Here is a 25,171-nt window from a genome sequence, read left to right as displayed (position 1 = left end):
GGACGGAACCGGTGAGTATCGACCGACAGGGATAAGAGGAGTGCATGCCCCGCGAAACTATTGAATTTTCATAGGCTGCATAAGGGTGGACTATACCGAAACGATGGTACCGTCCTCGGAGACGAACATTTCGAAATAGCGTTGCGCGACAGCGTGGAAGGCCTTTGCCGCTGGCGTCGCCGGCATGCGGGGTGAGGTTCCTATGATCAGGCGCTGCGGAGGCAGCTTCTCCTCAATCGGCCTGCAGACCAGCGGCTGGCCATCGTAGGAGTGGTCGCCATAGGGGCGCGTGACGAGAATGCTGACGCCGAGCCCGTTTGCCACCATGCCGCGCAGGGTCTCGAAAGACACGCAGCGCAGCAGGTTCTCGGGCATCGTGTCGGCGACGCGGAAGAGCGACAGGAAATAATCGCGGCTGTGCGGCAGGTCGATCAGCACGAAGGGCTCACGAGCGAGATCCTTCAGCGATACCGTTTCCGCCTGCGCCAGCTTGTGGCCAACCGGAAGGAGCGCATAGGGACGCAGCGAGACCAGCGGCACACGTGTCAGCTCGCCTGCGATATCGAGGTCGTAGAGAAGGGCGAGTTCGATGAGGCCATCCTCCAGATCGCGGTTGAGCCGGTCGAGATGCAATTCCCGCATCCGAACATGCACGTTGGGATGCGCTTCGGCAAAGGCTCGCAGGATCCCCGGCGCATAGACCGGCGCCATCGTCGAGAACACGCCGATCTCCAGATCGCCGGAGAGCGTGTCGCCGCCAGCATCCTCGACGGCATGGGCATGGGCGAGCAACTGCCGGACCTCGGCCAGTTTCCGCTGGCCGAACGGGGTCAGGTCCACGCCGCGCGCATGACGCCGGACAAAGAGCTTCTGGCCGAAGGTCTCCTCAAGCTGCTTGATCGCGACCGAGATCGCCGGCTGAGAGATGCGCAGCTTCTCGGACGCACGCGAGGTGCTGCCCGTCTCTGCCGTCGCGACGAAGTAGGCGAGCTGGCTGAAGGTGAAGCGCATAATCCAGTCCTATACAGGCAATGAGAAACCAGTATTTTTATTAATTACCTTAATGAGTCAATCTCGGCACTCGTAGAGGCTTTGAGGACGAAATGGACGCCTTTTGTACCGATGACGACATGGCTCTCGGCGCGATGGTCGAGCGCTTCGCACGCGAGCGGCTCGCGCCGGCCGCGCAAGGGATCGACGAGCAGCAGCGCTTTGCGGGCGAGCATCTTCCCGCCCTTGCGGAAATCGGGCTGACCGGGTTGAACCTGCCCGAGCGGCACGGCGGTGCCGGGGCCTCCCCGGTGGCGCTTTATCTGGCGGTGGAGGCTCTGGCCTCGGCCTGCGCCTCGACGACCTCGATGCTGACCGCTCACTATCTCGCGACCGATTCTATCCTGATCGGAGGCAGTGAGGAGCAGCGGGCACGTTTCCTTGTGGATGCGGCGGCCGGTACGAAGCTGGGTGCCTTCGGCCTGACCGAGCCGAAAGCCGGCTCGAACCCCACCGACATGACGACCCGGGCCACCCGGGAGGGGAGCGCCTATCGCCTCAACGGCACGAAGCATTTCATCTCGAATGCCGGGCATGCCGATTTCATCGTGGTCTATGCGATCACCGATCAGGCTGCGGGCGCACGCGGCATCTCCGCCTTTGTCGTCGAGCGCAGCATACCCGGGCTGTCGGTCGGCCCGGCAGAGCCGACCATGGGGCTGCGCGGCGGCCATGTCTTCGAGGTCTCGTTCGATGGCTGTCTCGTGCCGGAGGAGAACCGGCTGGGCGAGGAAGGCAGCGGTTTCCGCACGGCCATGAAGGTGCTGGACAACGGGCGTATCGAGGTCACCGCCACCTGCACCGGTATCGCCCGCGCGGCCGTGGAGGCAGCCGTTTCCTGGGCCAAGCAGCGGGAGATCGACGGTGCGCCGATCGCCCGCTTCCAGGGCCTGCAATGGATGCTGGCCGACATGGCGGTTGACCTGGACGCATCGCGCCTTCTCGGCCTGCGGGCCGCACAGCTGCGGGCGCAAGGCCAGCGCTTCTCGGCCGAGGCGGCGCGCGCCAAGCTGCATGCATCCGAAATGGCTGGTCGCGTGACCGACAAGGCGCTGCAGATCCATGGTGGATACGGCTATTCGCGGCACATGCCGCTGGAGCGTTATGCCCGCGACGCGCGCATCATGCGGATCTATGAGGGCTCCTCGGAAATCCAGCGGAACATCATCGCCCGCAATCTCCTCGCGTGAGAGGAACGGGGCAGAGCAGGGACATTCGTCAGATGCTCTGCCCCGCGGGCACTTGGCGCGGAAGCGACATTTTCGGGTGATGGCAGGCTGCGGCCTGGGAGCGGTGCAGGGGGCGGATTTCGAACTCGTCCCCGATGAGCAGCCTCCGCTTCAGCTCCCTCGCTGACGCCTTGATGCCGCGATCAGCAGCCCGAAGACGTCGTAGATCAGGATGGCAAGGCAGCTTGTCAGCACTCCGCCCTGCACCACGAAGGCAAGGTTGTTCGAGGTCAGCCCCGCGATGATCACTTCCCCCAGACTGCGCGCTGCGACGGTCGATCCGATGGTGGCGGTCGAAAGAGCGATGACGGTGGAGATGCGGATGCCCTCCAAGATCAGCGGCAGGGCAAGCGGGAGTTCCACCCGGCGAATTGTCTGTGCCGCAGTCATGCCGACCGCTTTGGCAGAGAGTTCCACGTCTTCGGGAATACCGCGCAGCCCGGCCAGGGCGTTCTCGAAGATCGGGAGCAACCCGTAGAGAAACAGCGCAAGGACCGTGGGCCAGCTGCCGAACCCGAGGAGCGGCACCGACAGCGCCAAAACCGCGACCGGCGGAAAGGTCTGACCAAGATTTGCGAGGGTGCGCGACAGCGGCAGGAATTCCGCCCCCGAAGGCCGCGAGACCAGAACCGCCAGCACCACACCGATAATGGCGGAGGGGACAATCGCCATGCCCACCATGAGCAGGTGCCATCCCGTCAGGCTGGACAAGGTCGCACGGTCGTAAATGACCGGCGCGCCGGGCGGGACGAGCGGGCGCAACACCGGCTCCAACAGGGTTGGGGCCAGGAGGAGAACGGCAACGATCCCGAGCGGCAGAAGCCAGCGCAGCGCTGTCATCCCGGGGCCTGTCTGCCGGCCGCCAGAATATCGGCCCGCTCGATGATGCCAAGGCGCCGACCCTCCGCGCTCACCACCATGAGACGGTCGCGTCCGGTCCAGATCATTTCCGAGAGCGCATCGGAAAGCGAGGCGGTATCGAGGACCGGATTTCCCTCCACCGCTTCCCCGGCGGGCTGGACATGCGGCCCGACGGGGCTGAGCGCCAGCATTTGCAGGGCGCGGCCCTCGTCGCCGACAAGCTCGGCCACGAAGGGCGTGGCGGGATTGCGGACGATTTCTCCCGGCGGGGCGCATTGCTCGAAACGGCCATTGTGCATCACCGCGATGGAGTCTCCCAGACGAAGAGCCTCGTTCATGTCATGCGTGACGAGGACGATCGTGGTGCCCAGCCTGCGCTGAATCTCCGCGAGGTCGCGCTGTGCCTGACGGCGGATCACCGGATCGAGCGCGCCGAAAGGCTCATCCATGAGCAGCACATGCGGGCGCGCGGCAAGCGCCCGCGCCACGCCGATCCGCTGAGCCTGCCCGCCCGAAAGCTGGTGCGGATAGCGGGGGCCGATCTCCCGTGGGTCGAGTTGCAGCAGCTCCAGCAGCTCCGCGACCCGCGCGGTGATCCTGGCCTCCGGCCAGCCGAGCAGCGCGGGGACAGTAGCGATATTGCGGGCCGCGGTCCAATGCGGGAACAGGCCGTTGCCCTGAATGACGTAGCCGATGCTCCGCCGCAGCTCCACGGCCGGCAGATCCTGCACATCCGTGCCGTTGATCCGAACGGTGCCCGACGTAGGTTCGATCAGCCGGTTGATCATCCGCAACAGCGTCGTCTTGCCCGAGCCGGAGGTTCCGACAATCGCCGTGATCGTGTCGGAGGCAAAGCTGGCGGTTACCTCGGTCACCACGTTGTGGCCGTCATAGGCCTTGGTGAGGGCGTCGATCACGATCATCGGGACTGCACCCGGAAAAAGGCGATCATCAGATCCATGATTGCGGATGTCAGAAAGGCCAGCGCCACCGTGGGCAGCACGCCCAAAAGGATCAGGTCCGTCGCCGTCTGGCCGATGCCCTGAAATATGAAAGTCCCGAAACCTCCCGAACCGATCAGCGCGCCGACCGTTGCGAGGCCGATGTTCTGAACCAGCACGATCCGCGCCCCGGCCAGGATCACTGGCAATGCCAGGGGTATGTCCACAAGGCGGCGGCGTTCGGCCCGGGTCATGCCCATGCCCGTCGCGGCTTCCGTGACAGCGCGGGGAACCCCGTCCAGACCAGCGACGGTGTTGGCGACGATGGGCAGCAGCGCATACAGAAACAGCGCGATCAGCGCGGGTGCCATCCCGATCCCCCGGATCCCCAATCCGGCAGCACCGGGCAGGTTTGCCGCGATCCAGGCCAAAGGCAGGATGAGCATTCCAAAGAGCGCGATGGAGGGGATGGTCTGGATCATCGTCAAGAGGTTCATCACGGCGTCCCGAAGGGCGGGCCGCCGCTGGATGAGCATGCCCGTCGGCACACCCGCGACAAGCGCGGCAAGGAAAGACCCGAACGCCAGCGTCAGGTGATCGATGAGTGCCCTGTGGAACGCGCCCGCCCTGCCACGATACTCCGCTGCAATCGACAGATCGGCAAGCACTCCCGAGTGCAGCAGAACTGCAATCGCGGCAACGGTGCCGATCAGCAGCAGCGCCTTTGTCCCATTGGTTATACGCGCGCGCGAGACGGTATCGACCATCAGCAGGACCAGTGCGCCGAACGCCAGCCAGAAGCCCAGCCCGGGTGAGGCGCGCGCGGAAGGTGGCGCCTGGCTCAACAGACCAGAGGCGGCATGGCCCAGCAGAACGAAGAGCCCGGCCAGCGCAAGAGCCAGCAGCAGTCCCCGAAGCCAGGGCCGCCGCTCCAGCAGCAATATGACCGCCAGCAGCAGCGTCATCGCCGCGATCCCAGCGGCCCATAGCGGCCCGAACAGCTCAACCAGAGTTTGCCCTTCCTGCGCGGCGATCCGATTGGCGCGGAAGCTGAGCGCGGGCAGAACCAGCGCCGCCAGCAGCGGCACGGCCAGCACGACAGTCAGCCGGTCCATCCGCGACATCAGTCGAGTAGTCCGGCATCCGTCAGATAGGTGCGCGCGACATCGGCGGCCGGGATGCCCTCGACCTGCACCTGCCCGTTCAGGTGCTGCAGCGTCTTCAGATCCAGCCCGGCAAACGCCGGTTTCAGGAGGTCGGCGATCTGCGGATATTCGGCAAGGACGCTGGCCCGTATATTGGGTGACGGCTGATAGACCGGCTGAACATTCTTGTCATCCTCAAGCACCGTAAGGCCCGAAAAGGCGATGGCGCCATCGGTGCCATAGACCATCGCGGCATTGGCACCGCTGGTCTGGTTGGCTGCCGCCTGAATGGTGGCCGCCGTATCGCCGCCCGAGAGAACGATGAGCTGATCCTGCCCAAGCCTGAAGCCATAGCTGGTCTGAAATGCGGGCAGTGCCGGGGCCGAGTTGACGAATTCAGCCGAAGCGGCAAGCTTGACCGCACCGCCCCCCGATACCCATGCACCGAAGTCTGACAGGGTGGCGATGCCTGCTGGCTCTGTCACATCGGTGCGCAGCGCAACGCCCCAGGTGTTGTTGGCGGGTGCGGGCGTCAACCAGACGATGTCATTGGCTTCCAGGTCCAGCTTCCGCACCGTTTCATAGGCAGCGGCGGCATCCTGCCAGATCGGTTTGTCGGCGAGGTTGAAGAAGAACGCGCCGTTCCCGGTATATTCGGGATAGATATCGATCTCTCCGGCGATGATCGCCTCACGCACAATGGGCGTCGCGCCGAGCTGGATGCGGTCTTGCGTAGGGATGCCGGCATGATCCAGCACCTGTAGAATGATCTGCCCCAGCACACCTCCTTCGGTGTCGATCTTGGATGACACCACAACCTGAGCATTTGCGGCCCCAAGGCAGCCGATCACAGCCGCGACCGAAAACAATGCGAGTTTCGACATGTCGGTTCCCTTCATGACGGATCGGCGCCCCCGTGACGCCTCTTTCTAGGAACGGCGGAATTGGCGGTTCGGTTCAGCGCCGCAGGACTTTGCCCCCGGAACGTATCCGCATGGCACCACAGGTCTTGCCTCGGGCGCAAGGCCCGTAGTGCCAGTCCGGCTGCAACTGGCCCGTTGCCATGCCGACACAACGGGCCGCCATGCCGAACCCCGGTGCCTTGGTGACCGAGTGGGAGCAAGGGTTCGCAAGTAGGGTCGGCCGCTGCCCGAACCGCATGTGACTGCCCGCGTGGCGAAACCGTTACTTCGGGAACCCGTCGCAAGCGCACTGGGACGGGTATGCTATGCCCATGGTGGAGGGCCTGTCCGGCCATGTGCCAGACTTTCAGCCCTTGGATCTGATGACGCTGCTTTACGGGTGCCGCTCCTTATTGGCGTGGTGAAGTGCGGGTATCTCGCCGCCTCCATTGATCGCGCCGATCCTCCTTGTCGCACTGTCCCTGATGGGAACAGGCCCGCCGATGCGGGTGCTGCTGGCCGACGGCCTGGTGTGCAATCTTCGGGAGGACCTTCTCTCGCCAGTCAGCCGCACTCTCCCCCCGGCTCCGCGCCATCGACATCGGTCCGGGCAGCGCCGCGGCTTACCTCACCGGGCGGCGGAGCGATGGCGCAATTGCCGCCGCACCCGTTGCCGATGCGCCGATCAGCAGGCTCCTTCCGGTCGGGACAAAGGGCCGGGCTGGCGGAATGCTCTCCCCGACCAGCGCCCTGCCGAAACCGGGTGAGGTGCCATGCCGCTCCCCTGGCAGGCTGCTGAAAAAGCCCTGAAGTGTCATGCCTATCTGTCGGAAATCGGAAAATCAGCCCGGAAACGCCCGGAAGTATATGGATTTCCGGCTGTATTTCGTCAGATGAGGAACGATTTCCGCTCCAACACAGGCCAAAAAGCCTTTTTCAGCAGCCTGCTACGCAGCCCCGGAGTGGAATACCTCCGCTTTCAAACCGCCATCAGGGTCAGGATCTTCAGTGCGCCGATCTTTGCCCCCAGCGGGATCGCGTTCAGATCGACCTTGAATTCCGGGTTATGGGCCGCGAAGGGCACCTGCTTTCCCTGCGCGATGGCTTCTGCAAAGAGCGCCGGATCGGCGACGCCCACCGCCGTGAAGGACACCGGCACTTCGGTATGGGGGCCGCGCAGCAGATGGGCATCCTCGGACCCCGTCGCGGGCGGGAATTCCGACACCACGGCCTTGTCCCCCAGAAGTGCCTTAAGCGTCGGCAGCATCCGGTCTGCCAGTGCATCGTCGTTCACCAGCTGCGGCGAATAGCCCTTCATCACCATGGTCGGCATCTTGTCGTCCGACATGCCATAGGTGCGCGCCAACCCTTCGTTGATCGACTTGATCCCGCGGATCATCAGGTTGCGCGTATCCTCGGAAAAGAAACGCAGGTTCAGCTTCAGCAGCGCCGATTCCGGGATGACGTTGTTGTCCGTCCCCGCCTGGATCGAGCCTACCGTCAGCACGGCGGTTTCCAGCGGCGGCACCACGCGCGAGATGATGATCTGGTATTCGGCGACCGCCATCGCCGCCATGACCACCGGATCCTTGGCCAGTTGCGGGGTCGAGCCATGGCCGCCGATGCCGAAGAATGTCACGTCGATCTGATCGGTGCCCGCCATGACCGGCCCGCCCCGCGCGCCCGCGACACCCGTCGGCACCGGCGCGGTATGGAGCGCCAGCAGATAGTCGGGTTTGGGCATGTTGTGCCTGGAATAAAGCCCGTCATCGACCATCGCCTGCACCCCCATGATCGGCTCCTCGGCGGGCTGGCCGACGAAGATCAGCGTGCCGCGCCAGGTGTCTTTCGCCTCCACCATCGCCTTTGCCGCGCCCAGCATCCAGGTCACATGCGCATCATGGCCGCACATGTGGGCCACCGGCACCTCGACCCCGTCCTCGCGCTTCACCCGCACCTTCGAGGCATAATCGAAACCGGAGTTTTCCTCGACCGCATTGGCGTCCATGTCGGCGCGGTACATCACTACCGGACCATCGCCGTTCCGCAGGATCCCGGTGACGCCGGTGACGCCGATCCCGGTCGTGACCTCATAGCCGAGCGTGCCAAGCTCATCCGCGACGATCTTCGCGGTGCGCATCTCCATGAAGCCCAGTTCCGGGTTCTGGTGGATGTCCTTGAAGATGCCGACAAGACGTGGTCCGTCGCCGTCGATCGCCGTCTTGATCCTGTCCGCCAGTTCCGGCGTCACTTTTGTGGCCGGGACGGGGGCCTGTTGCGCCGCCGCCTCTCCTGTCAGCGATGCCAGCACCATCGGTGCGGCCGCCGCCGCCGTTCCGGCCATCAGCACCTCGCGCCGTGACAGGGCCAGACCGCTGGCATCATCCTCCGGGCAGACGCAACCATTGGTGAATTTCTGCGCGCGGTATTTTCGCCCCAGATCATGTGCCATGGCGAATGCTCTCCTCTTCGCTGAGCGGAATTCTTGTGGTGTCCAGCAACTGGAACTCTGCGGCACAGCTTTCCCAGCCAAGCCGCAAACGGCCCGCGTCAAGGTCTCTGCCTATCACGACCAGCCGACTTTCGCGCGGCGCATCGTGGTCCCATGCCGTGCCCGAAGCGCCGTCGAGCAGCATATGCACCCCTTGAAGCTGATAGCGGTGCGGGTCGCCGGCAAAGGCCAGGATGCCCTTGATGCGCCAGAGCCGTTCGCTGTCGGTCGCAGTCATCGCCTGAATCCACGTCAGGAACCTGCGGTGGTCGAGCTCCCCGCCGCGCAGGGCCAGCGTCGAGACATCCGACCGGTGATGGTGATGATCCCCGCCGCAATCATGCCCGCACTCCGGGCCGTGAACATGCGGCGTCTGCGGGGCCCGGTGCGCGCTCAGCCGATGCAGCGGCGCCAGCACGATATCCAGATCCTCCGCATTTCCTTGCGCCACGCGCAAGGGCGCTTCCAGGTTGATCGCCGCGATGGCTGCGATGGCATCGGCCCGCGTCCCGCTGCCGCACTGGTCGGCGCGGGTCAGCAGGATCGCATCGGCAAAGGCGATCTGACGCGACGCCTCCGGGCTGCGGACGATCTGGCGCGTCAGGTGGACCGCATCGGCAAGGGTCACGATCCTGTCGAGCCGCGCCAGCCGCACGAGCGCCGGGTCGATCATGAAGCTCTGCGCCACCGGCCCCGGATCGGCCAGCCCGGTGCTCTCAACCAGGATCGCGTCGGGAGGCGGCTGCAGCGCGGCCAGCTCGCCCCCCGTATCGCGCAGATCGCCCCGCACGGTGCAGCAGATGCAGCCATTGGCCAGCTGCCGCAGTTCTTCATCGCCGTGAACGATCAAATCCCCGTCGATGCCGATCTCTCCGATTTCATTGACGATCACCGCGAAACGCCGCCCCGTCCGGGCCGACAGAATGCGGTTGAGAAATGTCGTCTTGCCCGCGCCCAGAAACCCGGTCAGCAGGATCACGGGGATGCGCTTATCCGATAGGCCGGATTGTAGCAGGTCGCCTTCGGGCGGATGGGACCGGGTATCGGTCATGGTGTCTCCGCCAGCAGGATCACCACCGCACGAGGTCCCTCGGCCATGGTCCCGGAGGGCTTCCGCTCCATCGCGGCGCGCGGACGGTCCATGTCGGCAGAGGGGGTCTTTCCAAACCAAATCTCCACACACTCCCGCCGCAGGACCAGTGAAGCGCCTGGGCCTCCCCATGGGCCTCCCGGTGCCGCCGACAGGGTCATTCTTCATCCCTTTCCGCCCTCTTTGCAAGCGGTGGATGGTCCGGCGACAGTCGATCGCATCTGCCACCCGCTCGCGTTTGGCGGAGAGTGCTTCCGCTTTCATTCGTCGTGAGCGGAAACACGGTCATTCTGGCCGCTCGGCGGGTGTAAATCCCCGTCCGGGGCGTCGCCCGTGATGGATGGCCATCCCGCGTATCGCGCGCGCAGTGAGGGCCGAACGCTGGAGGCGTGACGGTCACCGCGCCAGTTTGTCTCGGGCGCGAGCAGCTTGAAGGAGTATCGGCAAGCGCGACACAAAGGATCCTTGCTTCCCCTGACAGCCCTCCGGCAGCTCAATCGGCTGCCATCACCGCACCAAGCGCTCGATTAGCAGGCCGCTGAAAGGCTCTTTGGCCTGTGTCGGAGTGGAAATCGTTCGCCATCTGACCAATTCCAGTCGGGAATCTATACGGGCGTTTCCGGGCCGATTTTCCGATTTCCGGCACATAGGCATGACACTTCAGGACTTTTTCAGCAGCCTGTTAGGTGCCGCGCCGCTGGTGGTCATCGGCAGGTAATCTTGGACATAGAAAGCAGGGTGGCCGTGCTCGATATTCTGCGTTTGTCCGTCCTCTGGCTATCGCAGCGAATGCGCACTTGGGCGGTGTGAGGCGACTTGGGTGGAAGACTACAGGGCATCGGGGGAAGGCGCCTGTCGGGATAACCGGCGCCCTCATTGCCGGAGATCTCGCGCCGCTTGGGGTATGCCGCCGGAGGATAAGGGCCGTGCGAGAGGGAACGGGCATGGCGCAAGCCTATGAGCGACGGGGGTGTTGGAGCGAATTCCGGGGGAGCGGCGTCCCGGCCCTGCGCGAACCGATCAGCAGTGAGTGGCAGACCTCAAGCGTTTCGTTGCAGGACATCGGTGCGTTGCGCGGCAGGAGCGGACGCCTTCCTTCGGCCGGGTTTCCATTCCCGCCGGAGAGGCGAATAGCGCACCGGAGGTGCCTTTCCGAAACCCGATGCCAACCTCGCAGGCGTTGAATACCGGCGGCCAAGATGCTGCTGAGTGGAACGGCAGCCTCTGAAGGGCTGAGAAGATCGTGCCAACTTCCCGCCTCGGGAACGGTGCTAGGGCGATCAGTCACGACCCGGGGATCCTGCCGACCCCCTGCGTTGCGCGGCTTCATGGCCCCAAAACCGGTGATGGCGCCCGCCGCGCGCGGGGAATTGACTTCCGGCGCGGCGGGCGCGCCTGCGATCAGCGGTCCATGATCGCCACCGCGCGGCACCACCCGGCAGAGGCTTTCTCGATCTTCACCGGAAAGCAGCTTATGGTGAAACCGGTCGGCGGCAGGGCTTCGAGGTTGTGGAGCTTTTCGATGTGGCAATATCCGGTGTGCCGCCCCGCCTTGTGCCCTTCCCAGATGAGCGAGGCATCCCCCGTCCGGGCGAATTTCCGGGCGGTGTGGACGAAGGGCGCGTCCCAGCTCCATCCGTCCGTCCCCGTGACCCGGACGCCGCGGTCGAGCAGATACATCGTCGCCTCATACCCCATGCCGCATCCGCTGCTGACATAGTCCGGCGCGCCGAATTTCGCCCCCGCCGCGGTGTTGATCACCACGATGTCGAAAGGCTGCACGTCATGGCCGATGCGGGCCAGCTCCGCCTCCACCTCCGCGGCGGTGACGACATGGCCGTCGGGCAGATGGCGGAAGTCGAGCTTCACCCCCGGCCGGAAACACCAGTCGAGCGGGATGTCGTCGATGCGCAGCGACGGCTTTCCACGGTCCTGGGTGGGGTGGTAGTGCCAGGGCGCGTCGAGATGCGTGCCGTTGTGGGTGGAAAGCGTGACACGTTCCACGGCCCAGCCCTCGCCATCGGGCAGCTGGTCCGCCGTCAGGCCGGGGAAATGGCCGAGGATGGAGGGCAGGCTCGCCCGGTGGTCGATATACTCCACGCGCGGGTCGTTGCCGGGCGGATCGGCGGGGATGTCATTGGCGATCGGCACCGAAAGGTCGATGATCGTGCTCATGCGCGTTCCTCCTGTTGCACAGCGATGCGGTTGCGCAGCACGCCGATCCCCTCCACCTCCAGTTCGATCACGTCGCCGTCGGAGAGGAACCAGCCGTTTTCCAGACCGCAGCCGTTACCCACCGTGCCGGAGCCGAGGAATTCGCCGGGATGCACCCATTCGTCCTGGCTCACATGGGCGAGGATTTCCTCGAAGCTGAACAGCATCCCCTTGCTCACGCTGTCGCAGACGGTGCGCCCGTTGATCCGGGCGGTCATGCGCAGCGCATAGGGGTCGGCGATCTCGTCGCGCGTCACGATCCAAGGGCCGAGCGCGTTGGAATTCTCGAAGCTCTTGCCCTTCGACGGGCCAAGACGGCCCTGCATCTCCTGCATCTGCTGATCGCGGGCGGAGAAATCGTTGAAGATCGTGTAGCCGAAGATATGCTCGCGCGCGTCCTGTGCCCGGATGTTCCGCCCCTTGCGCCCCGTCACGATGCCGAATTCCAGCTCGTAATCCATCACCCGGCTGTAGCGCGGCCAGACAACGGTTGTCTCAGGCCCTGTCACGGCAAGGCGGTTGGTAAAATAGAAGATCGGCATCCGGCTGTAGATCTCGGGCAGCTCCGGCAGCACGCGGTCCATGATCCGCGCGACCTCCGCTTCGTCGCCCGCCCTGCGGGCCTCGGCCAGTGCCCGACCCTTGCCGGACCCGGATTGCGCGATGTGAACGGGAAAGGACATGCCGTCGCGCATCTGCCGCGGCTCCGGGAGCGGTGCCAGCAGCGCGGCCCCCTCCAGCGGCAGTATCACCGACGGGTCGGTTCCCCGTGCCGCCACGCGCTCCCGCGCCGCGTCCAGCCCCGCATCGCCCGCGTCGATAAGGGTGAGCATGGATGCGAACATCGCCTGCTCCCTCTCCCCTTCCGCCGCCGCGGCAAGGTCGAGGATGGTCCCCGCCTGCGTATCGACGACACCGATCCGCGCGCGGTCCTCCGCCCGGTAAGTGGCAAGCTTCATTACGATCCCCCCTTGCTGCATCCGCCTTGACATGATGCACAATTATCAGGATTGTCGATAAAATGCGGTGGAGTCAACGGGAGGGTTGCCTCCGCATGTCCTTGGGGGAGGGGATATGAAACAGCGTTACTCGCTTGTCCTTGCGACAGGTCTGGCCGCGGTGCTGGCAACGGGCGCTCTGGCAGAGAAGATCCATGTGGGCTGCACCGCCTCAGCCGATTGCGGCACCGCAATGATCGCCGTGGACAAGGGCATTTTCGAAAAACACGGGCTCGACGTGGAGATGACGCGGATCGGGCTCAACTCCAACATTCCGCCGGCGCTGCTTTCGGGATCGCTGGAGATTGGCGGGCCGACGTCATCGGTCTTCCTGCAGGCGGTGGATGGGGGACTTGATCTCGTCGCCATCGCCGGGGCCAGCCGGATGCACGAGGCCACGAACAACGGAACCCTCGCCATCGTGCGGGAAGGCGTGGTGATCGAAAAGGCGCAGGATTTCGTCGGCAAGAAGGTTGGCGTGCCGGGCTTCGGCGCCTATATCCACATCCTGTTCAACCGTTACCTGATGAAAAACGGCGTGGATCCGGCCGATGTGAACATGGTGGAAACCACCTTTCCTTCGATGCCGGATGTTCTGCGCAACGGGGCGGTGGATGCGGTGCTCACCGGAGGGCCAACGGTGCAGCGCATCCTGTCGGCGGGCTACGGGCATGAGGGGCCGCGCTTCATCGCCGAACTGGGCGGCTCGGCGCCGATCATCTTCTATGCCTCCACCCGCGACTGGGCGGAGAAGAACCCGGAGGCTGTGAAAAAATTCCGCGCCGCCATCGAGGAAGCTGCGGCCCTCGCCGCGACGGACAGCGATGCGGTGGTGGCTTCGGTGGCCAAATTCACCGAGCAGGCGCCCGATCTGGTCCGGGCCACCGCGCCATCCAAATACGACGCCACTCTCACGGCGGAGGATTTGGGTTGGTGGCTCGACCTGATGAAAGCGCAGGGGTTGCTGCAGGGCAATGTTGACCCCGCAACGGCCATCGCGCCCTGAGTTGAAGCCTTGCAGGACATCGACCCGGCCCCTGAACAGACCCTGGCGGAGCGCGCAGCTCTCCGCCTGCGGGCGGGTATCCTGTCGGGCAGCCTGCAGCCGGGCGAAAGGCTGGGCGTGGTGGAGATCGCCCGGCAGTTCGGCGTCGGCACCACCCCGGTGAGGGAGGGCCTGTCGCGGCTGGTCTCGCAGGGGCTGGTGGTGGCCATTGGCCGGCGCGGCTTTCGCGTCAGCGAGATCAGCCGCGCGGATCTGGCCGATCTCACCCGCCTGCGCGCGCTCGTGGAGGTGGAGGGGCTGCGCCTTGCGATGGAGCGCGGGGACGACGCGTGGGAGGCAGGGATCCTCTCCGCGCTGCACCGGTTGAAGGCGCTGGTGCGCCGGGCGGGCATGGAGGCGCTGGAAGGCACGCCGGACTATGACGTGCTGCACAAGGCGTTCCATATGGCGCTGCTATCCGCCTGCGGGTCGCCCCGGCTGATGGAGAGCGCCTCGGCGCTCTACGATCAGGCTTACCGCTACCGTCGACTGATGCTGCGCCGGCTCACCGATCCCGATCATTTCGTCTCGGTGCATGACACCCTGGCGCAGGCGGCGATCGCCCGCGATCATGCCTTCGCCGCGCCGCTTCTGGTGCGCCATCTCGAAACCACGCTGTGCTACGTCTACCCCGACGAGGGCGGTTGACAACAATGGGTGCAAAGTGAGCGCAGAGGTCAAACTCGCCTTCGACAGGGCCTCCCTCGCCTTTGGCGCAAAGGAAATCCTGCGGAATATCTCCTTCACCGTCCCGGCGGGACAGTTCCTGTGCATCATCGGCGCATCCGGTTGCGGCAAGACCACCGCCCTGCGGCTGGCGGGCGGGCTCTATACCCCGACAAGGGGAGAGGTCCAGCTGGATGGCGCGCCGATGCGCGGCCCGCGCGCCGATGTCGCCATCGTCTTTCAGGATTACGGGCGGGCGCTGCTGCCGTGGCGGACGGCGGCGGGCAACGTATCGCTGGCGCTGGAGGCCGCGGGTACGCCGCGGGCGGGCCGGGCGGCGCGGATCGAGGAATTGCTGGTTCTCGTCGGCCTTGCGGGGCAGGAGAAGAAATTTCCCTCCGAAATGTCGGGAGGGATGCAGCAGCGCTTGCAGATTGCCCGCTGTCTGGCACAGAATCCCTCCGTGCTGCTGATGGACGAACCCTTCGGTGCGCTGGATGCGATGACACGGCAGGGCTTGCAGGACGAGGTGCTGGACCTCGTCTCCCGCACCGGCACCACCGTGGTCTTCGTGACGCATGATCTGGAGGAGGCGATCTATCTGGGCGACCGGGTCATCGGCCTCCTGCCGCATCCGGGGCGGGTGGGCATCGACGTGCCGGTGCGGCTGGCGCGTCCGCGCAGCCAGTTGGAGACGCGGGAGGAGCCGGAGTTCCTGAGGCTGCGGCGGGAACTGTTCGATTTCATCCGCGAGTCGGAGGCATGAGAGCGGGCTGGACCGGCGCGATCCTGCCCGTCGCCGCGCTGGCGGGGCTGGAGTTCTGGCTCCGCAGCGGCGGCATCGTCAGCGACACATTAGCCCCGCCGAGCGCGGTGGCCGCGGCCCTGCTGGGCGCGCTCGGCGACGGCTCCATCCTGCGGGCGACCGGAGAGACCCTGGCGGGCGCCTTTGGTGGGCTGTTCGTGGGTGGCACGCTGGGCCTGCTGGCGGGGATCCTCTTCGCCGTCGTGCCCCGGCTCGACCGGGCGATGGAGGTGACGATCGAGGCGATCCGTCCGATCCCGTCGGTGGCCCTCCTGCCGATCGCGCTCATGATCTTCGGCTTTGGCTACGGGATGGAATTCGCCATCGTCGGGAAGTCCTGCTTCTTCCTGATGCTGATCCTGACGCGGGCGGCGGTGCGCGGGGTGGAGCCGCGCCTGCGGGAGGTGGCGCGCGCGCTCCGCCTCTCGCGCAGCGCGACCATCGGCAAGATCATCCTCCCCGCCATCCTGCCGCGGCTTTTCGTGGCCTTCCGGCTGGCGGCGAGCCTTGCGCTCGTCATCTCTATCACTATCGAGATCGCGGTCAATCCGCAGGGGCTGGGCTACGGGATCATGACCGCGCGGCAGGCGCTGCGGCCGGAACTGATGCTGGCCTATTTCCTGTGGATCGGCTTCGTGGGGCTTGCTCTCAACGGGCTGCTGCTCCTCGCGCAGCGGAACCTGTTCGGCCGCGCCGCGCTGGTGGAGGCGAGGGGATGATGACGCTGCCGCATCGGTTCGGCGACCGGATCCTGAGCTTTGCGGTGGCCGCGGGCGTGGTCTGGATCTGGTATCTCGTCTCGGCCTCCGGCATCATCTCGCCGCTGTTCCTGCCGGGGCCGGAGCGGGCCTGGGCCTCGCTGGTCAAGGGGTTCCAGAACGGTACGCTGGTGCGGCAGACGATGGGTACGCTCCAGCACATGTTTTTCGGCTGGCTGGTGGCGTCGATCCTTGGCGTGGTGCTCGGCTCCGCCATCGGCATGTCGCGCGCGGCACGCGCCGCCACCATGCCGACGCTGGAATTCCTGCGTCCGCTCCCCGCCTCCGCTGTCATCCCGCTTGCCATCGCCTTCCTGGGTCTGTCGAATTCCATGGCGACCTTCGTGATCGCCTTCGGGACGATCTGGCCGATGCTGCTGTCCACGATCCACGGCTTCGCGACGGTGGAGCCACGGCTCTACGAGGTGGCGCGCGTGCTGAACCTCTCCCGCATGGAGACGATCCGCAAGATCGTGCTGCCCTCGGCGCTGCCCGACATCCTGGCGGGGATGCGGATCAGCGTGACCGGGGCGCTGATCCTCTCCGTGGTTTGCGAGATGATCGGCGGGCTGGAGGGGCTGGGGCATTACATCATGGTCTCGGCCCGGCTCTACCGCTCCCCGGATCTCTTTGCGGGGGTGATCATTCTCGGGGCCATCGGCTACGTATCCTCTACCCTCGTTAGCCTTGCCGAGGCCCGCCTCCTGCGCTGGCGGGAGCGGGGGCACTGATCGCCGGACAGCAGGCTGTCAGCGCCGGACTGACAACCGGACGCAGGTTCGTCGTGTGCGAGTTCGTGATCTTGTTGTCCGCTTCCGCATGGGCTGATCCGCATTGTTTGTCCGCATTGCTTGAAGGAACCGGCGATCTCCGCACCTTCTTCGCGAAAGCCTGACGGAACGTTCGCTAGTCCGGCGCGGCTTCGCACTGTCGCCGAGTGATACCGGTTCGCCCTATCCCGTCCGGTAGAAAGACAGACCAGCGGCGCCCCGGACATGGCTGGCCCGCAGCAAGGTTGGGGCGGCGATCCCTTCGGGCGCCATTCCCTCTCTCTTCCGAAGCGGAGAGCCGTTTGCCGCGTCCCGTCGAACCGGCTACACTTCGCACCATGCGGCTTTTGGTGGTTGAGGATGAGCGGGATCTGGCGGGGGCGGTCGTGGACCACCTGCGCGCGCAGGGCCATGCGGTGGACTGGGCCGATGACCTCGGCGCGGCGGAAACCGCGCTCGGCGTGACGGATTACGATCTTGTCATCCTCGATCTGCACCTGCCTGATGGCGACGGGCTCGATCTGCTCCGGCGGCATCGCCGCGCGGGGCATCGCACGCCGGTGCTGGTCGGCACTGCGCGGGACCGGATCGTGGAGCGCATCGCGGGGCTGGAGGCGGGTGCCGACGACTATCTGGTGAAGCCCTATGATCTCGATGAAATGCTGGCCCGGGTCGCCGCGATCCGTCGCAGGGCCGAGGGCCGGGCGGAGCCGGAGCGGCGCTTCGGCGCGCTCTGCCTGCTGCCGGAACGGCGGGCGGTGCGGCTCGACGGCCAGCCGGTGCATCTGACGGCGCGTGAATGGGCGGTCCTCGAACGGTTGAGCCGCAGGCCGGACACGGTGGTCAGCCGGGCGCAGCTTGAGGACGCGCTCTACGCCTTCGGCGAGGAGGTGGAGAGCAACGCCATCGAGGCGCATGTGAGCCGCCTGCGCGCCAAGCTCGGCCGCGGGGCTATCGAAACCGTGCGCGGCTTCGGCTACCGGATGGGGCGGGGATGAGCCTCGCACGCCGGCTGGCGGTGCTGGTCAGTCTCGCGCTGGCGGGGGTCTGGCTGCTGGCGGTATTGGCCATGGCCGCGATCCTTCACGGCGAGCGCGACGAGCTTTACGACCAGCAGCTTCAGGTCTCCGCCACCGCCTTTCTTCCGGTGCTGAGCAGGGCGTGGGAGGCGGGGATGACGGAGGCGCCCGGCTATGGTGTCGCCCCCCCCGGACCCGGACCGGAGGAGGCGCTGCTCTACCGGCTGCTCGATGCGCAGGGCGGGGTGCTCATCGCCTCCCCCGGCGCGGAGGCCTTGCCCCCGATGGCGCCGGGCCGGATCGAGCGGACAGCCACTCATGTGGTCTATACCACGCCCGTCAGCCCTCGCGGTTTCGCCATGCAGTTCGCCGACCCGCTGGCCGAAAGACGGGAAGCCTATCGCGAGAGCCTCACAAGCTTCCTGCTGCCGATGCTGGCGGTGCTGCCGGCGGGATTTCTGCTCGCGGGCTGGGCGGCGCGGGTGGGCCTCCGCCCGCTGGAGACGCTGCGCCATGCCATCGCGGCGCGCGACAGCCGCAGCCTCGACCCGATCGACCCAGCGGGCGCCCCGGCGGAACTGACGGCCATCGTCGCCACGTTGAACGGGTTCATCGCCCGGCTCGATCAGGCGCTGGAAGGGGAGCGCGCCTTTGCCACCAATGCCGCGCATGAGTTGCGCAACCCGGTCGCGGTGGCGCTGGCCCAGGTCCAGCGTTTACGCCAGGAGAATGCCGATCCTGCCGCCGCCGCCCGAATCGCGGCGGTGGAAACGGCATTGAAGCGGATGTCGCGACTGGTGACGCGGCTTCTCCAGCTGGCACGCGCCGATGCCGGGATCGGAGCGGCGGCGGAGCCTGTGGATGCCGCGCGCATCCTCTCTCTCATTGCGCCGGAGGAGGTTCGCCTGACCCTGCCGGGTGGGCCGGTGCCGGTGCGAATGGATGCCGATGCGCTGGCCATCGTGGCGGGCAACCTCATTGACAATGCGCTCCAGCACGGCAGTGGCGGCGGGGTGGAGGCCAATCTGTCGGAGGATGGCCAGCTGCGCATCCGCAATGCCTGCGCGGTGATTCCGGCAGAGGCGCTCATGACGCTCACCACCCGGTTCCGGCGCGGTGGTGGGGCGGGCTTCGGCCTTGGCTTGCATATCGCGGACCAGATCCTGCGGCAGGCGGGCGGGCGGCTGGAGCTTGCCTCTCCCGTGCCGGGGCGAATGGAGGGTTTCGAGGCACGCGCCATTCTGCCGCGCTGAGCAGGAAGGGGAGGGCGGGTCGATCAACCGCGCCGGGATCCCGCGGGTTTCCGTCTGCGGGGAAAGGGGAACATCGTTTTCGCCAGCCCCCTCGGCAGGCTCCCCGCTTCCCAGCACGACCATCATGACACGGGCGAACCCCTGTCAGGCTGCCGAAAAGCCCTGACGCCTATCCTCCGGAAATCGGGAAATCGACCCGGGAGCGCCCCGAATACACAGATTCCGGCCGGATTTCATCAGAGAGCGAAGGATACTGCTCCGACGCAGCCCAAAAGCCTTTTCGGCAGCCTGCCAGCAATGGCGCCTGCTCCGCCGCGGTCGATCACGGAAGCGTCAGGTGGAGCGGCCCGGCATCGTCAGGTTGCCGTAAGTTTTCTGATGCTCATGGCGGGGACCATCCATTCGGAGAAGCGATGTTCCCCCGACCACGCCATGCCCTCGCGGCGCTGTTTCTCACGCTGGTCCTGCCGGGCGGCTATGCCGCTGCCCTGCAGCATCAGCATAATTTCCACCCGATCATTGCCGGTGAGGCCTATCGCTCCGCTCAGCCGGATGCCGATGACCTTGCCCGCTGGAAGGCTGAGGAGGGCATCCGCAGCGTGGTCAACCTGCGCGGCGCCAATCCCGATGCGGACTGGTATCGCGAGGAGATCGCCGCCGCGCGGACTCTCGGCCTTTCCCATGCGGATTTCGCCATGTCTGCGTCGCAGGACCTGTCGCAGACCAAGGCCGAGGCACTGGTCGCCCTGCTGGACCGGATGCCGAAGCCGGTGCTGATCCACTGCCGGTCCGGCGCCGACCGCACCGGGCTGGCCGCCGCGCTCTACCTCGCCATGCGGGGGCAGGGGGAGAAGCAGGCGGAGCGCCAGATCTCGTTCCGCTACGGCCATGTCTCGCTGCCCTTCACCGCGGCCTGGGCGATGGACCGCAGCTGGGAGACGCTTGAAGGATGGCTGGGCTATGCGAGCTGACCCGATGACCACCCTGTCCGACCGTCATGCCGGTTCCCTCCTCCAGCGGCTGCGCATCCCCCTGTTGCGGGCGCTGTTCGTGCTCCTGCTGGTGCCGATCCTGTTCATCCGCTCCGCTTGGACGGATATGCCCGCGATGGCGTCGCTGCTGCGGATCGCGGGGGTGTTTCTCGTCTTCGCCGCCGTTTTGGGCCGGTTCTGGGCCATCCTCTACATCGGCGGGCGAAAGAACCTCGGCGTCATGCAGGACGGGCCCTATTCGATCTGCCGCCACCCGCTCTACCTCGCCTCCACCATCGGGGCGACCGGCCTGGGCCTGCTGTTGCAGAGCGTCACGCTGGCGATCCTGATCGGGGGCGTCACCTTCGCCGTGCTGCTCGCCACGGCACGGCAGGAGGAGTGCAATCTCCGCGGCATCTTCGGCACAGCCTATGACGACTATTCCCGCGTCACGCCACGCCTGCTTCCCGATCCGCGCCTCTTTCGCACCCCGCCCGAGGTGACCTTCCGCCCCGCGCAACTACGGGTCAACTTCGCCGATGCGCTGGTCTTCCTCGGGTTCATCCCGCTGGCGGAGATCATCGGGCTTCTACATGCGCAAGGCTGGCTCGCGGGCCTTGCGTTTCCCTAGCGGGTTGCTGAACGGGGCAGTCCGGGGGTCGCGCTGAGGCAGAGGTTTTCCCCGCATTGCTGGGCCCGGACGCGCAAGTTCCGGCTCAGGAGCGGACCGATTTACCGGCGACGCATGCGCGGTGATGCCCGACTTTTTCAGCAGCCTGCCAAGTGGCTTAGCCGGCGGCAAAGCACGTGATGCTCGGTTTGACTGGCCTTCTGCCCAGGTCGGCCGTCACCGGAAAGCGGGTCGCCGGTCCTGAGCGTCGCGACGCGCCCCGAAAGCGGGTCACAGGCGCTCAAAGCGATCATGCATCCTGTTGACGGGGCCATGGAATGTCTGACCATCGCCCCGGGGTTCCTTCCGGGCGATGACCGTGGACGGGTTGCCCTGCGGCTAGTAGCACATGCCCTGCGACGGCGACTCCATCTTGCGCGCGAAGGCGACGGAGAGTGCGGCTATGGTCGCGATCACCGGACAGCGACCACAGCCCGTCGTTCAGCCGCCGGATGGACGGGCCTGGTCCAATGCCATGCTGACCGTGCCGTGCCACATGAAATCCCGGCTCAACACTCCAGTCCGGGATGGAGCCGCGACAGGCGCCAGGTTATGGCGCATGCGATATGGGTGAAACTCCGCCCGCGCCGCGCCTCCACCAGCCCGCAGGTGCTCCGGCCCGCGACAGCGCCAAGATCATGGGTTCGTGGTGCGTGTCATCGCAATTTGGTCGGCCTGCCATGGCGCGCCCCTGCGGGGTCAGGGTGGGGCTTGCCACGGTATGGCTTTGCGGGGGGAAAGAATCCGGCGATGGCCGCGCGGGGAACGAACATCCATTGCGCCGGACAGGCGAGGCGTGCGGTGTCTGCGGCAATGCTTGTGGAATTGCCGTATCGTGCCGCGGCAGCGCTTCCTCCAGTAGAACGGTTTCCGGCTGCACTTCCTTCCATTTTCAGTTGACATGCAGGTAAATACCTGCATATATGTTCCTGCATGGTCGGGGAAAGCGATCATCCGACCGGACTGATGCCACCCACGGCTGACGCTGTCTCCCATGTGCTGACCATGCGACAAGGTGCGACCCAGCGCGGTCACGATTGCTGACAGTTGCCGAGGTTGCTCCTGCAGGGAGCATCAGGGCGGGTGACGAGGGGCGGCAGGCTTCATGATGAAGTTAGCCGTCGCGGGAAAAGCGCGACCCCGGAACAAGAGTGCGGGCGAGAGCTCGACCAACAGACTGCCAAAAGGGCTTTCGAGTCTGCACGGGAGCGGAAATCGTTCGCGATCTGACGGAATCTCAGCCGGAAGCTGCACATTCGAAACATTCCGGGGCAGGTCTCGATTTCCAGAGCATAGGCATGAGACTTCAGAACTTTTCAGCAGCCCGCCAAAGAGCGAACTGAGCGAGGGAACCGGATGGATGCCGACAGGGTCTTCAAGGCGCTGGCCGATCCGAGCCGCAGGAAGCTGCTCGATCTACTGTATGAGAAGAACGGCCAAAGCCTTGGCCAGCTCTGCGAGGGGCTGGACATGACCCGCCAATCGGCAACGCAGCATCTGGAAATCCTCGAGGCCGCCAACCTAATCGGCACGGTTCGGCGGGGGCGGGAGAAGCTGCATTTCCTCAACCCCGTGCCTCTGCACGACATCTACGAACGCTGGGTCCGCAAGTTCGAACATGAGCGGCTGCGGCTGCTTCATGACCTGAAACATGAACTCGAAGGAGACTGACATGACCGGCCAAAACGCGACATTCCAATATGTCACCTACATCCGCGCGACACCCGAGACGGTGTTCGAGGCGATCACCCGGCCCGAGATGGCGCGGGTCTACTGGGGGCATGAGAACATCTCCGACTGGACGCCCGGCGCCCGCTGGCAACATGTCCGTACGGATGCCGGACGAACGGTTGACCTGGTGGGCGAGGTGGTGGAGCACGCGCCTCCCAGGCGCCTGGTGATCACCTGGGCGAATGCCTCGCAGGCAGAGGATCCGGCCGCCTACAGCCGCGTGACCTTCGAGCTGCAGCCATATGACGACATGGTGCGGCTGACCGTCACGCATGATGGTCTGATCCCCGGCAGCGGCATGCTGAACGGCATCAGCAAGGGCTGGCCCATCGTCCTGTCGAGCTTGAAGTCCTTCCTGGAGACGGGTCAGGCTATGGATGTCTTCGCCGAGCCGGTCAGGACGGCCTGATCCGCGAGGGTGGAGGACGACGGTGGAGCAATCTGCGGGACGAGCGTTCAGAGCAGGTCAAAACAGCTCGGGCCGCTCCCCGCAGATACGCATCGCGGGTCATGACGCAGGAAAAGGCAGGATTGCCGCGTGACCAGATGCGGCCCTGATAATCAGCGGTGATTCTCCGCGCCCGTCCTCCCGCAGTTCCGGCCATGAGCATGGTCCAAGCGGCATCGGCACCCCGAAAGGGCAGCGTTCCAGTTCGGCGGAAACGCTTGTCCGATCATCTGTTATTTCGGTCGCCAAGCGGTATGCTTTCATCGCGAGAAGCTGCACCGCACCGTCGATGGAGGCGAGTTCACCAAAGCGCTCCATGGGAAATTCAGCCACGGATCATCCGAACGGCAGGAAGATACATTTCCGTAGCCGGTGCGGGAACCGAGCTTCGGCACCGCTCGGGTCGGGATTTCGGTTCCGCGTGTTCCAGTCCCTTGCGTGGGCCACGGCTGCATCGCATTCTGGGTCAGCGCATAGGTTGGAGCACGGATGACTTCTGACAGCACCCGCAGTGAGATCGGGGAACTGATCCTCAGGGTAGCGCTCCGAGACCGGCTGGCGTTCGATGGCCTCTATGGCGCCACGTCTGCGAAACTTTTCGGCACCTGCCTGCGTGTGTTGAAGGACAGGGCAGAGGCCGAAGAAGTCTTGCAGGAGGTGTTCATCAAGATATGGCTGAAGGCGGACAGGTTTGCCGTAACCGGGCAAAGCCCGATGACATGGCTGATCGCCGTCGCCCGGAACCAGGCCATTGATCGGCTACGGAAGCGGCGCGAGGCGGCCTCCGATCTTGAAGACGGCGCACTCGAAATCAGCGACCCTGCGCCCGGGCCGGAAGCTCGGGCGGTTGCCTCCGGGCAGCGCCGACAGCTTGATGGTTGCCTTGACGAGCTTGAGGCGGGCCGTGCCGAAGCTGTGTGTGCGGCCTATCTGGAGGGGCGCAGCTACGCCGAGCTGGCGGCCCACCACGATGTGCCGCTGAACACGATGCGGACCTGGCTCAGGCGCAGCCTGATGCAGCTGAAGGAGTGTCTGCAAAGATGAGCGACACCGGACCGGATCATGATCTCTCCGAAGGCGGCGACGATATCCTTGCCGCGGAATTCGTGCTGAGGGTGCTGCCGGCTGCCGAGCAGGACATGCTTGCGCGCCGGGTTGAAACCGATGCGGCCTTCGCCCGGCTCGTCGCGGAGTGGGAGGAGCGACTGTCCCCCATATCCGAGGGCTTTGTCCCTGTGGACCTTTCGCCTGCGGTCAAACGCGCGCTGGATGTGCGGCTGTTCGGCACCCTCCCGGCTAAACCGGGTTTGTGGGGCAGTCTTGGTTTATGGCGCGGTCTGGCCGGGGCAGCGACGGTCGCCTTCCTCCTCGCTTCGGCGCTACCCCTGATCCGCACGGCGCCACCCACGGACCGCCTCGCCGCCTCGCTGACGGCCGAGGGAAGCGGCGTTACGTATCTTGTGCTTTACGATTCCGCCACCGGCAGCGTCAGCCTTGCGCATATGGCGGGTGAGCCGGTCGAGGGGCGCGACTTCCAGTTGTGGATCGCGCGCGGTGCGGAAGCCCCGGTTTCGCTAGGCGTGATCCCGGCAGGCGTGTCCACGAGGGTGGAAGTCACCGGCCGGAACCGGGCGCTGATGACCAGTGCTGCGCATATGGCGATCAGCCTGGAGCCGCCGGGTGGTTCGCCCACCGGTCAGCCGACGGGGCCGGTTGTTGCCGTAGGCGATCTGCTCGACATCTGAACCCTGCAGAAATTCCGGCCGCGCACCAAAAAATCACGGGTGGCTGAAACTTTCCCATGCCCGCCTTCGTGACTTCTTCCGTCCCCCGATCACCGGGCTGACATTTCTGGGAGGAAGTCAGATGAAGACCTTTACCAAAGTGCTCGTCGCAGGCTGTTTCGCGCTGGCAACTGCCGGGGCCGCGCTGGCGGCGAACAATCCCATGGTCGGCGGCGCCGCCATGTTTGCCGACAAGAACATCGTCCAGAACGCGATGAACTCGGCCGATCACACCACGCTGGTGGCCGCCGTGAAGGCAGCAGGGCTGGTCGAGACTGCAGATTCCGAGGTTATCCGGCCAGGCATTCCGATTTGAAGCCGGCCACCATT

24 protein-coding genes and 1 pseudogene are annotated in these 25,171 nt (G+C 65.6%); 15 read left to right on the top strand and 10 right to left on the bottom strand.

All coding sequences use genetic code 11. The features are described from left to right. Positions 1-90: 90 nt before the first annotated feature. Entirely contained in the window at positions 91-1,011 is a 921-nt protein-coding gene (locus RT513_RS14005) for a LysR family transcriptional regulator (protein ID WP_290684597.1), read from the bottom strand. Between the two features lie 92 nt (positions 1,012-1,103). Between RT513_RS14005 and RT513_RS14000 the strand changes: the two genes are divergently transcribed. Next, complete coding sequence (locus tag RT513_RS14000; RefSeq protein WP_290684595.1) at positions 1,104-2,240, top strand: acyl-CoA dehydrogenase family protein; 1,137 nt, start codon at positions 1,104-1,106, stop codon at positions 2,238-2,240. 150 nt (positions 2,241-2,390) lie between these two features. Here RT513_RS14000 and RT513_RS13995 read toward each other — a convergent pair whose 3' ends face one another. The 8 genes from RT513_RS13995 to RT513_RS13960 form a co-directional block, all read right to left on the bottom strand. Continuing rightward, entirely contained in the window at positions 2,391-3,119 is a 729-nt protein-coding gene (locus RT513_RS13995; protein WP_290684593.1) for an ABC transporter permease, read from the bottom strand. Next, positions 3,116-4,063, bottom strand: a complete 948-nt coding sequence (locus tag RT513_RS13990) for an ABC transporter ATP-binding protein (RefSeq protein WP_290684591.1) — start codon at positions 4,061-4,063, stop codon at positions 3,116-3,118. Before RT513_RS13990 ends, RT513_RS13995 begins: the two co-directional genes overlap by 4 nt. Then, on the bottom strand, positions 4,060-5,196 hold the full coding sequence (locus RT513_RS13985) for an ABC transporter permease (RefSeq protein ID WP_290684589.1): 1,137 nt from the start codon (positions 5,194-5,196) through the stop codon (positions 4,060-4,062). Before RT513_RS13985 ends, RT513_RS13990 begins: the two co-directional genes overlap by 4 nt. A gap of 8 nt (positions 5,197-5,204) precedes the next feature. Beyond that, entirely contained in the window at positions 5,205-6,110 is a 906-nt protein-coding gene (locus tag RT513_RS13980) for an ABC transporter substrate-binding protein (RefSeq protein ID WP_290684587.1), read from the bottom strand. A gap of 997 nt (positions 6,111-7,107) precedes the next feature. Then, a complete protein-coding gene (locus RT513_RS13975) occupies positions 7,108-8,580 on the bottom strand; it encodes an amidohydrolase (protein WP_290684585.1) in 1,473 nt (490 codons plus the stop codon). Beyond that, positions 8,570-9,670, bottom strand: coding sequence for a GTP-binding protein (locus RT513_RS13970; protein WP_290684583.1), 1,101 nt, complete (start codon positions 9,668-9,670; stop codon positions 8,570-8,572). Before RT513_RS13970 ends, RT513_RS13975 begins: the two co-directional genes overlap by 11 nt. A 1,440-nt stretch (positions 9,671-11,110) precedes the next feature. Then, on the bottom strand, positions 11,111-11,884 hold the full coding sequence (locus tag RT513_RS13965) for a cyclase family protein (RefSeq protein WP_088214550.1): 774 nt from the start codon (positions 11,882-11,884) through the stop codon (positions 11,111-11,113). Next, positions 11,881-12,882: a fumarylacetoacetate hydrolase family protein gene (locus RT513_RS13960; RefSeq protein ID WP_290684578.1), complete on the bottom strand. Its 1,002-nt coding sequence runs from the start codon at positions 12,880-12,882 to the stop codon at positions 11,881-11,883. The genes RT513_RS13965 and RT513_RS13960 overlap by 4 nt, the downstream gene beginning before the upstream one ends. Positions 12,883-12,997: 115 nt before the next feature. Here RT513_RS13960 and RT513_RS13955 point away from each other — a divergent pair, with 115 nt between their 5' ends. The 11 genes from RT513_RS13955 (at position 12,998) to RT513_RS13905 (ending at position 23,018) form a co-directional block, all read left to right on the top strand. Further along, positions 12,998-13,927, top strand: a complete 930-nt coding sequence (locus RT513_RS13955) for an ABC transporter substrate-binding protein (protein WP_290684576.1) — start codon at positions 12,998-13,000, stop codon at positions 13,925-13,927. 9 nt (positions 13,928-13,936) lie between these two features. After that, positions 13,937-14,614, top strand: coding sequence for a GntR family transcriptional regulator (locus tag RT513_RS13950; RefSeq protein ID WP_290684574.1), 678 nt, complete (start codon positions 13,937-13,939; stop codon positions 14,612-14,614). Positions 14,615-14,630: 16 nt separating this feature from the next. Beyond that, positions 14,631-15,398, top strand: a complete 768-nt coding sequence (locus tag RT513_RS13945; RefSeq protein ID WP_290684572.1) for an ABC transporter ATP-binding protein — start codon at positions 14,631-14,633, stop codon at positions 15,396-15,398. After that, entirely contained in the window at positions 15,395-16,156 is a 762-nt protein-coding gene (locus RT513_RS13940; RefSeq protein WP_088214555.1) for an ABC transporter permease, read from the top strand. The genes RT513_RS13945 and RT513_RS13940 overlap by 4 nt, the downstream gene beginning before the upstream one ends. Beyond that, positions 16,153-16,926, top strand: a complete 774-nt coding sequence (locus RT513_RS13935; protein WP_290684567.1) for an ABC transporter permease — start codon at positions 16,153-16,155, stop codon at positions 16,924-16,926. Before RT513_RS13940 ends, RT513_RS13935 begins: the two co-directional genes overlap by 4 nt. A 377-nt stretch (positions 16,927-17,303) precedes the next feature. Then, positions 17,304-17,963, top strand: coding sequence for a response regulator transcription factor (locus tag RT513_RS13930; RefSeq protein WP_088214711.1), 660 nt, complete (start codon positions 17,304-17,306; stop codon positions 17,961-17,963). Continuing rightward, positions 17,960-19,237, top strand: a complete 1,278-nt coding sequence (locus tag RT513_RS13925) for an ATP-binding protein (protein ID WP_290684565.1) — start codon at positions 17,960-17,962, stop codon at positions 19,235-19,237. The genes RT513_RS13930 and RT513_RS13925 overlap by 4 nt, the downstream gene beginning before the upstream one ends. Before the next feature lie 413 nt (positions 19,238-19,650). Continuing rightward, positions 19,651-20,208 carry a tyrosine-protein phosphatase gene (locus tag RT513_RS13920; RefSeq protein ID WP_290684563.1) on the top strand — a complete coding sequence of 186 codons (558 nt, stop codon included), beginning with the start codon at positions 19,651-19,653 and terminating at the stop codon, positions 20,206-20,208. After that, on the top strand, positions 20,198-20,839 hold the full coding sequence (locus RT513_RS13915) for a methyltransferase family protein (RefSeq protein ID WP_290684562.1): 642 nt from the start codon (positions 20,198-20,200) through the stop codon (positions 20,837-20,839). The genes RT513_RS13920 and RT513_RS13915 overlap by 11 nt, the downstream gene beginning before the upstream one ends. A gap of 1,395 nt (positions 20,840-22,234) precedes the next feature. Further along, complete coding sequence (locus tag RT513_RS13910; RefSeq protein ID WP_290684560.1) at positions 22,235-22,549, top strand: helix-turn-helix transcriptional regulator; 315 nt, start codon at positions 22,235-22,237, stop codon at positions 22,547-22,549. 1 nt (position 22,550) lies between these two features. After that, on the top strand, positions 22,551-23,018 hold the full coding sequence (locus tag RT513_RS13905) for an SRPBCC family protein (RefSeq protein WP_290684558.1): 468 nt from the start codon (positions 22,551-22,553) through the stop codon (positions 23,016-23,018). A gap of 99 nt (positions 23,019-23,117) precedes the next feature. Here the strand turns inward: RT513_RS13905 and RT513_RS13900 are convergent, their stop codons facing one another. Further along, positions 23,118-23,390 carry a hypothetical protein gene (locus RT513_RS13900; RefSeq protein ID WP_290684556.1) on the bottom strand — a complete coding sequence of 91 codons (273 nt, stop codon included), beginning with the start codon at positions 23,388-23,390 and terminating at the stop codon, positions 23,118-23,120. Between the two features lie 156 nt (positions 23,391-23,546). On the opposite strand from RT513_RS13900, the gene RT513_RS13895 reads away from it, so the two are divergent. The 3 genes and pseudogenes from RT513_RS13895 to RT513_RS13885 form a co-directional block, all read left to right on the top strand. Beyond that, complete coding sequence (locus RT513_RS13895) at positions 23,547-24,101, top strand: sigma-70 family RNA polymerase sigma factor (protein WP_290684554.1); 555 nt, start codon at positions 23,547-23,549, stop codon at positions 24,099-24,101. After that, positions 24,098-24,802, top strand: coding sequence for an anti-sigma factor domain-containing protein (locus tag RT513_RS13890; protein WP_290684552.1), 705 nt, complete (start codon positions 24,098-24,100; stop codon positions 24,800-24,802). Before RT513_RS13895 ends, RT513_RS13890 begins: the two co-directional genes overlap by 4 nt. Before the next feature lie 121 nt (positions 24,803-24,923). After that, positions 24,924-25,130 (top strand): annotated as a pseudogene (locus RT513_RS13885) (fasciclin domain-containing protein); the annotation flags it as partial. Between the last annotated feature and the right edge of the window lie 41 nt (positions 25,131-25,171).

The organism is Haematobacter sp., from assembly GCF_032102465.1.
Taxonomy (GTDB): Bacteria; Pseudomonadota; Alphaproteobacteria; order Rhodobacterales; family Rhodobacteraceae; genus Haematobacter.
Note: the sequence above shows the minus strand (reverse complement) of the source record. Positions and strands in the feature narration are given on the sequence as shown.

Excerpts from the sequence above, each read along its gene's own strand:
- RT513_RS13975 (WP_290684585.1), bottom strand. The coding sequence starts at position 8,580 with ATGGCACATGATCTGGGGCGAAAATACCGCGCGCAGAAATTCACCAAT.
- RT513_RS13890 (WP_290684552.1), top strand. The coding sequence starts at position 24,098 with ATGAGCGACACCGGACCGGATCATGATCTCTCCGAAGGCGGCGACGAT.
- RT513_RS14000 (WP_290684595.1), top strand. The coding sequence starts at position 1,104 with ATGGACGCCTTTTGTACCGATGACGACATGGCTCTCGGCGCGATGGTC.
- RT513_RS13985 (WP_290684589.1), bottom strand. The coding sequence starts at position 5,196 with ATGGACCGGCTGACTGTCGTGCTGGCCGTGCCGCTGCTGGCGGCGCTG.
- RT513_RS13925 (WP_290684565.1), top strand. The coding sequence starts at position 17,960 with ATGAGCCTCGCACGCCGGCTGGCGGTGCTGGTCAGTCTCGCGCTGGCG.
- RT513_RS13960 (WP_290684578.1), bottom strand. The coding sequence starts at position 12,882 with ATGAAGCTTGCCACTTACCGGGCGGAGGACCGCGCGCGGATCGGTGTC.
- RT513_RS13920 (WP_290684563.1), top strand. The coding sequence starts at position 19,651 with ATGTTCCCCCGACCACGCCATGCCCTCGCGGCGCTGTTTCTCACGCTG.
- RT513_RS13965 (WP_088214550.1), bottom strand. The coding sequence starts at position 11,884 with ATGAGCACGATCATCGACCTTTCGGTGCCGATCGCCAATGACATCCCC.
- RT513_RS13970 (WP_290684583.1), bottom strand. The coding sequence starts at position 9,670 with ATGACCGATACCCGGTCCCATCCGCCCGAAGGCGACCTGCTACAATCC.
- RT513_RS13935 (WP_290684567.1), top strand. The coding sequence starts at position 16,153 with ATGATGACGCTGCCGCATCGGTTCGGCGACCGGATCCTGAGCTTTGCG.
- RT513_RS13915 (WP_290684562.1), top strand. The coding sequence starts at position 20,198 with ATGCGAGCTGACCCGATGACCACCCTGTCCGACCGTCATGCCGGTTCC.
- RT513_RS13995 (WP_290684593.1), bottom strand. The coding sequence starts at position 3,119 with ATGACAGCGCTGCGCTGGCTTCTGCCGCTCGGGATCGTTGCCGTTCTC.
- RT513_RS13910 (WP_290684560.1), top strand. The coding sequence starts at position 22,235 with ATGGATGCCGACAGGGTCTTCAAGGCGCTGGCCGATCCGAGCCGCAGG.
- RT513_RS13990 (WP_290684591.1), bottom strand. The coding sequence starts at position 4,063 with ATGATCGTGATCGACGCCCTCACCAAGGCCTATGACGGCCACAACGTG.
- RT513_RS13955 (WP_290684576.1), top strand. The coding sequence starts at position 12,998 with ATGAAACAGCGTTACTCGCTTGTCCTTGCGACAGGTCTGGCCGCGGTG.
- RT513_RS13940 (WP_088214555.1), top strand. The coding sequence starts at position 15,395 with ATGAGAGCGGGCTGGACCGGCGCGATCCTGCCCGTCGCCGCGCTGGCG.
- RT513_RS13905 (WP_290684558.1), top strand. The coding sequence starts at position 22,551 with ATGACCGGCCAAAACGCGACATTCCAATATGTCACCTACATCCGCGCG.
- RT513_RS13980 (WP_290684587.1), bottom strand. The coding sequence starts at position 6,110 with ATGTCGAAACTCGCATTGTTTTCGGTCGCGGCTGTGATCGGCTGCCTT.
- RT513_RS13930 (WP_088214711.1), top strand. The coding sequence starts at position 17,304 with ATGCGGCTTTTGGTGGTTGAGGATGAGCGGGATCTGGCGGGGGCGGTC.
- RT513_RS14005 (WP_290684597.1), bottom strand. The coding sequence starts at position 1,011 with ATGCGCTTCACCTTCAGCCAGCTCGCCTACTTCGTCGCGACGGCAGAG.
- RT513_RS13895 (WP_290684554.1), top strand. The coding sequence starts at position 23,547 with ATGACTTCTGACAGCACCCGCAGTGAGATCGGGGAACTGATCCTCAGG.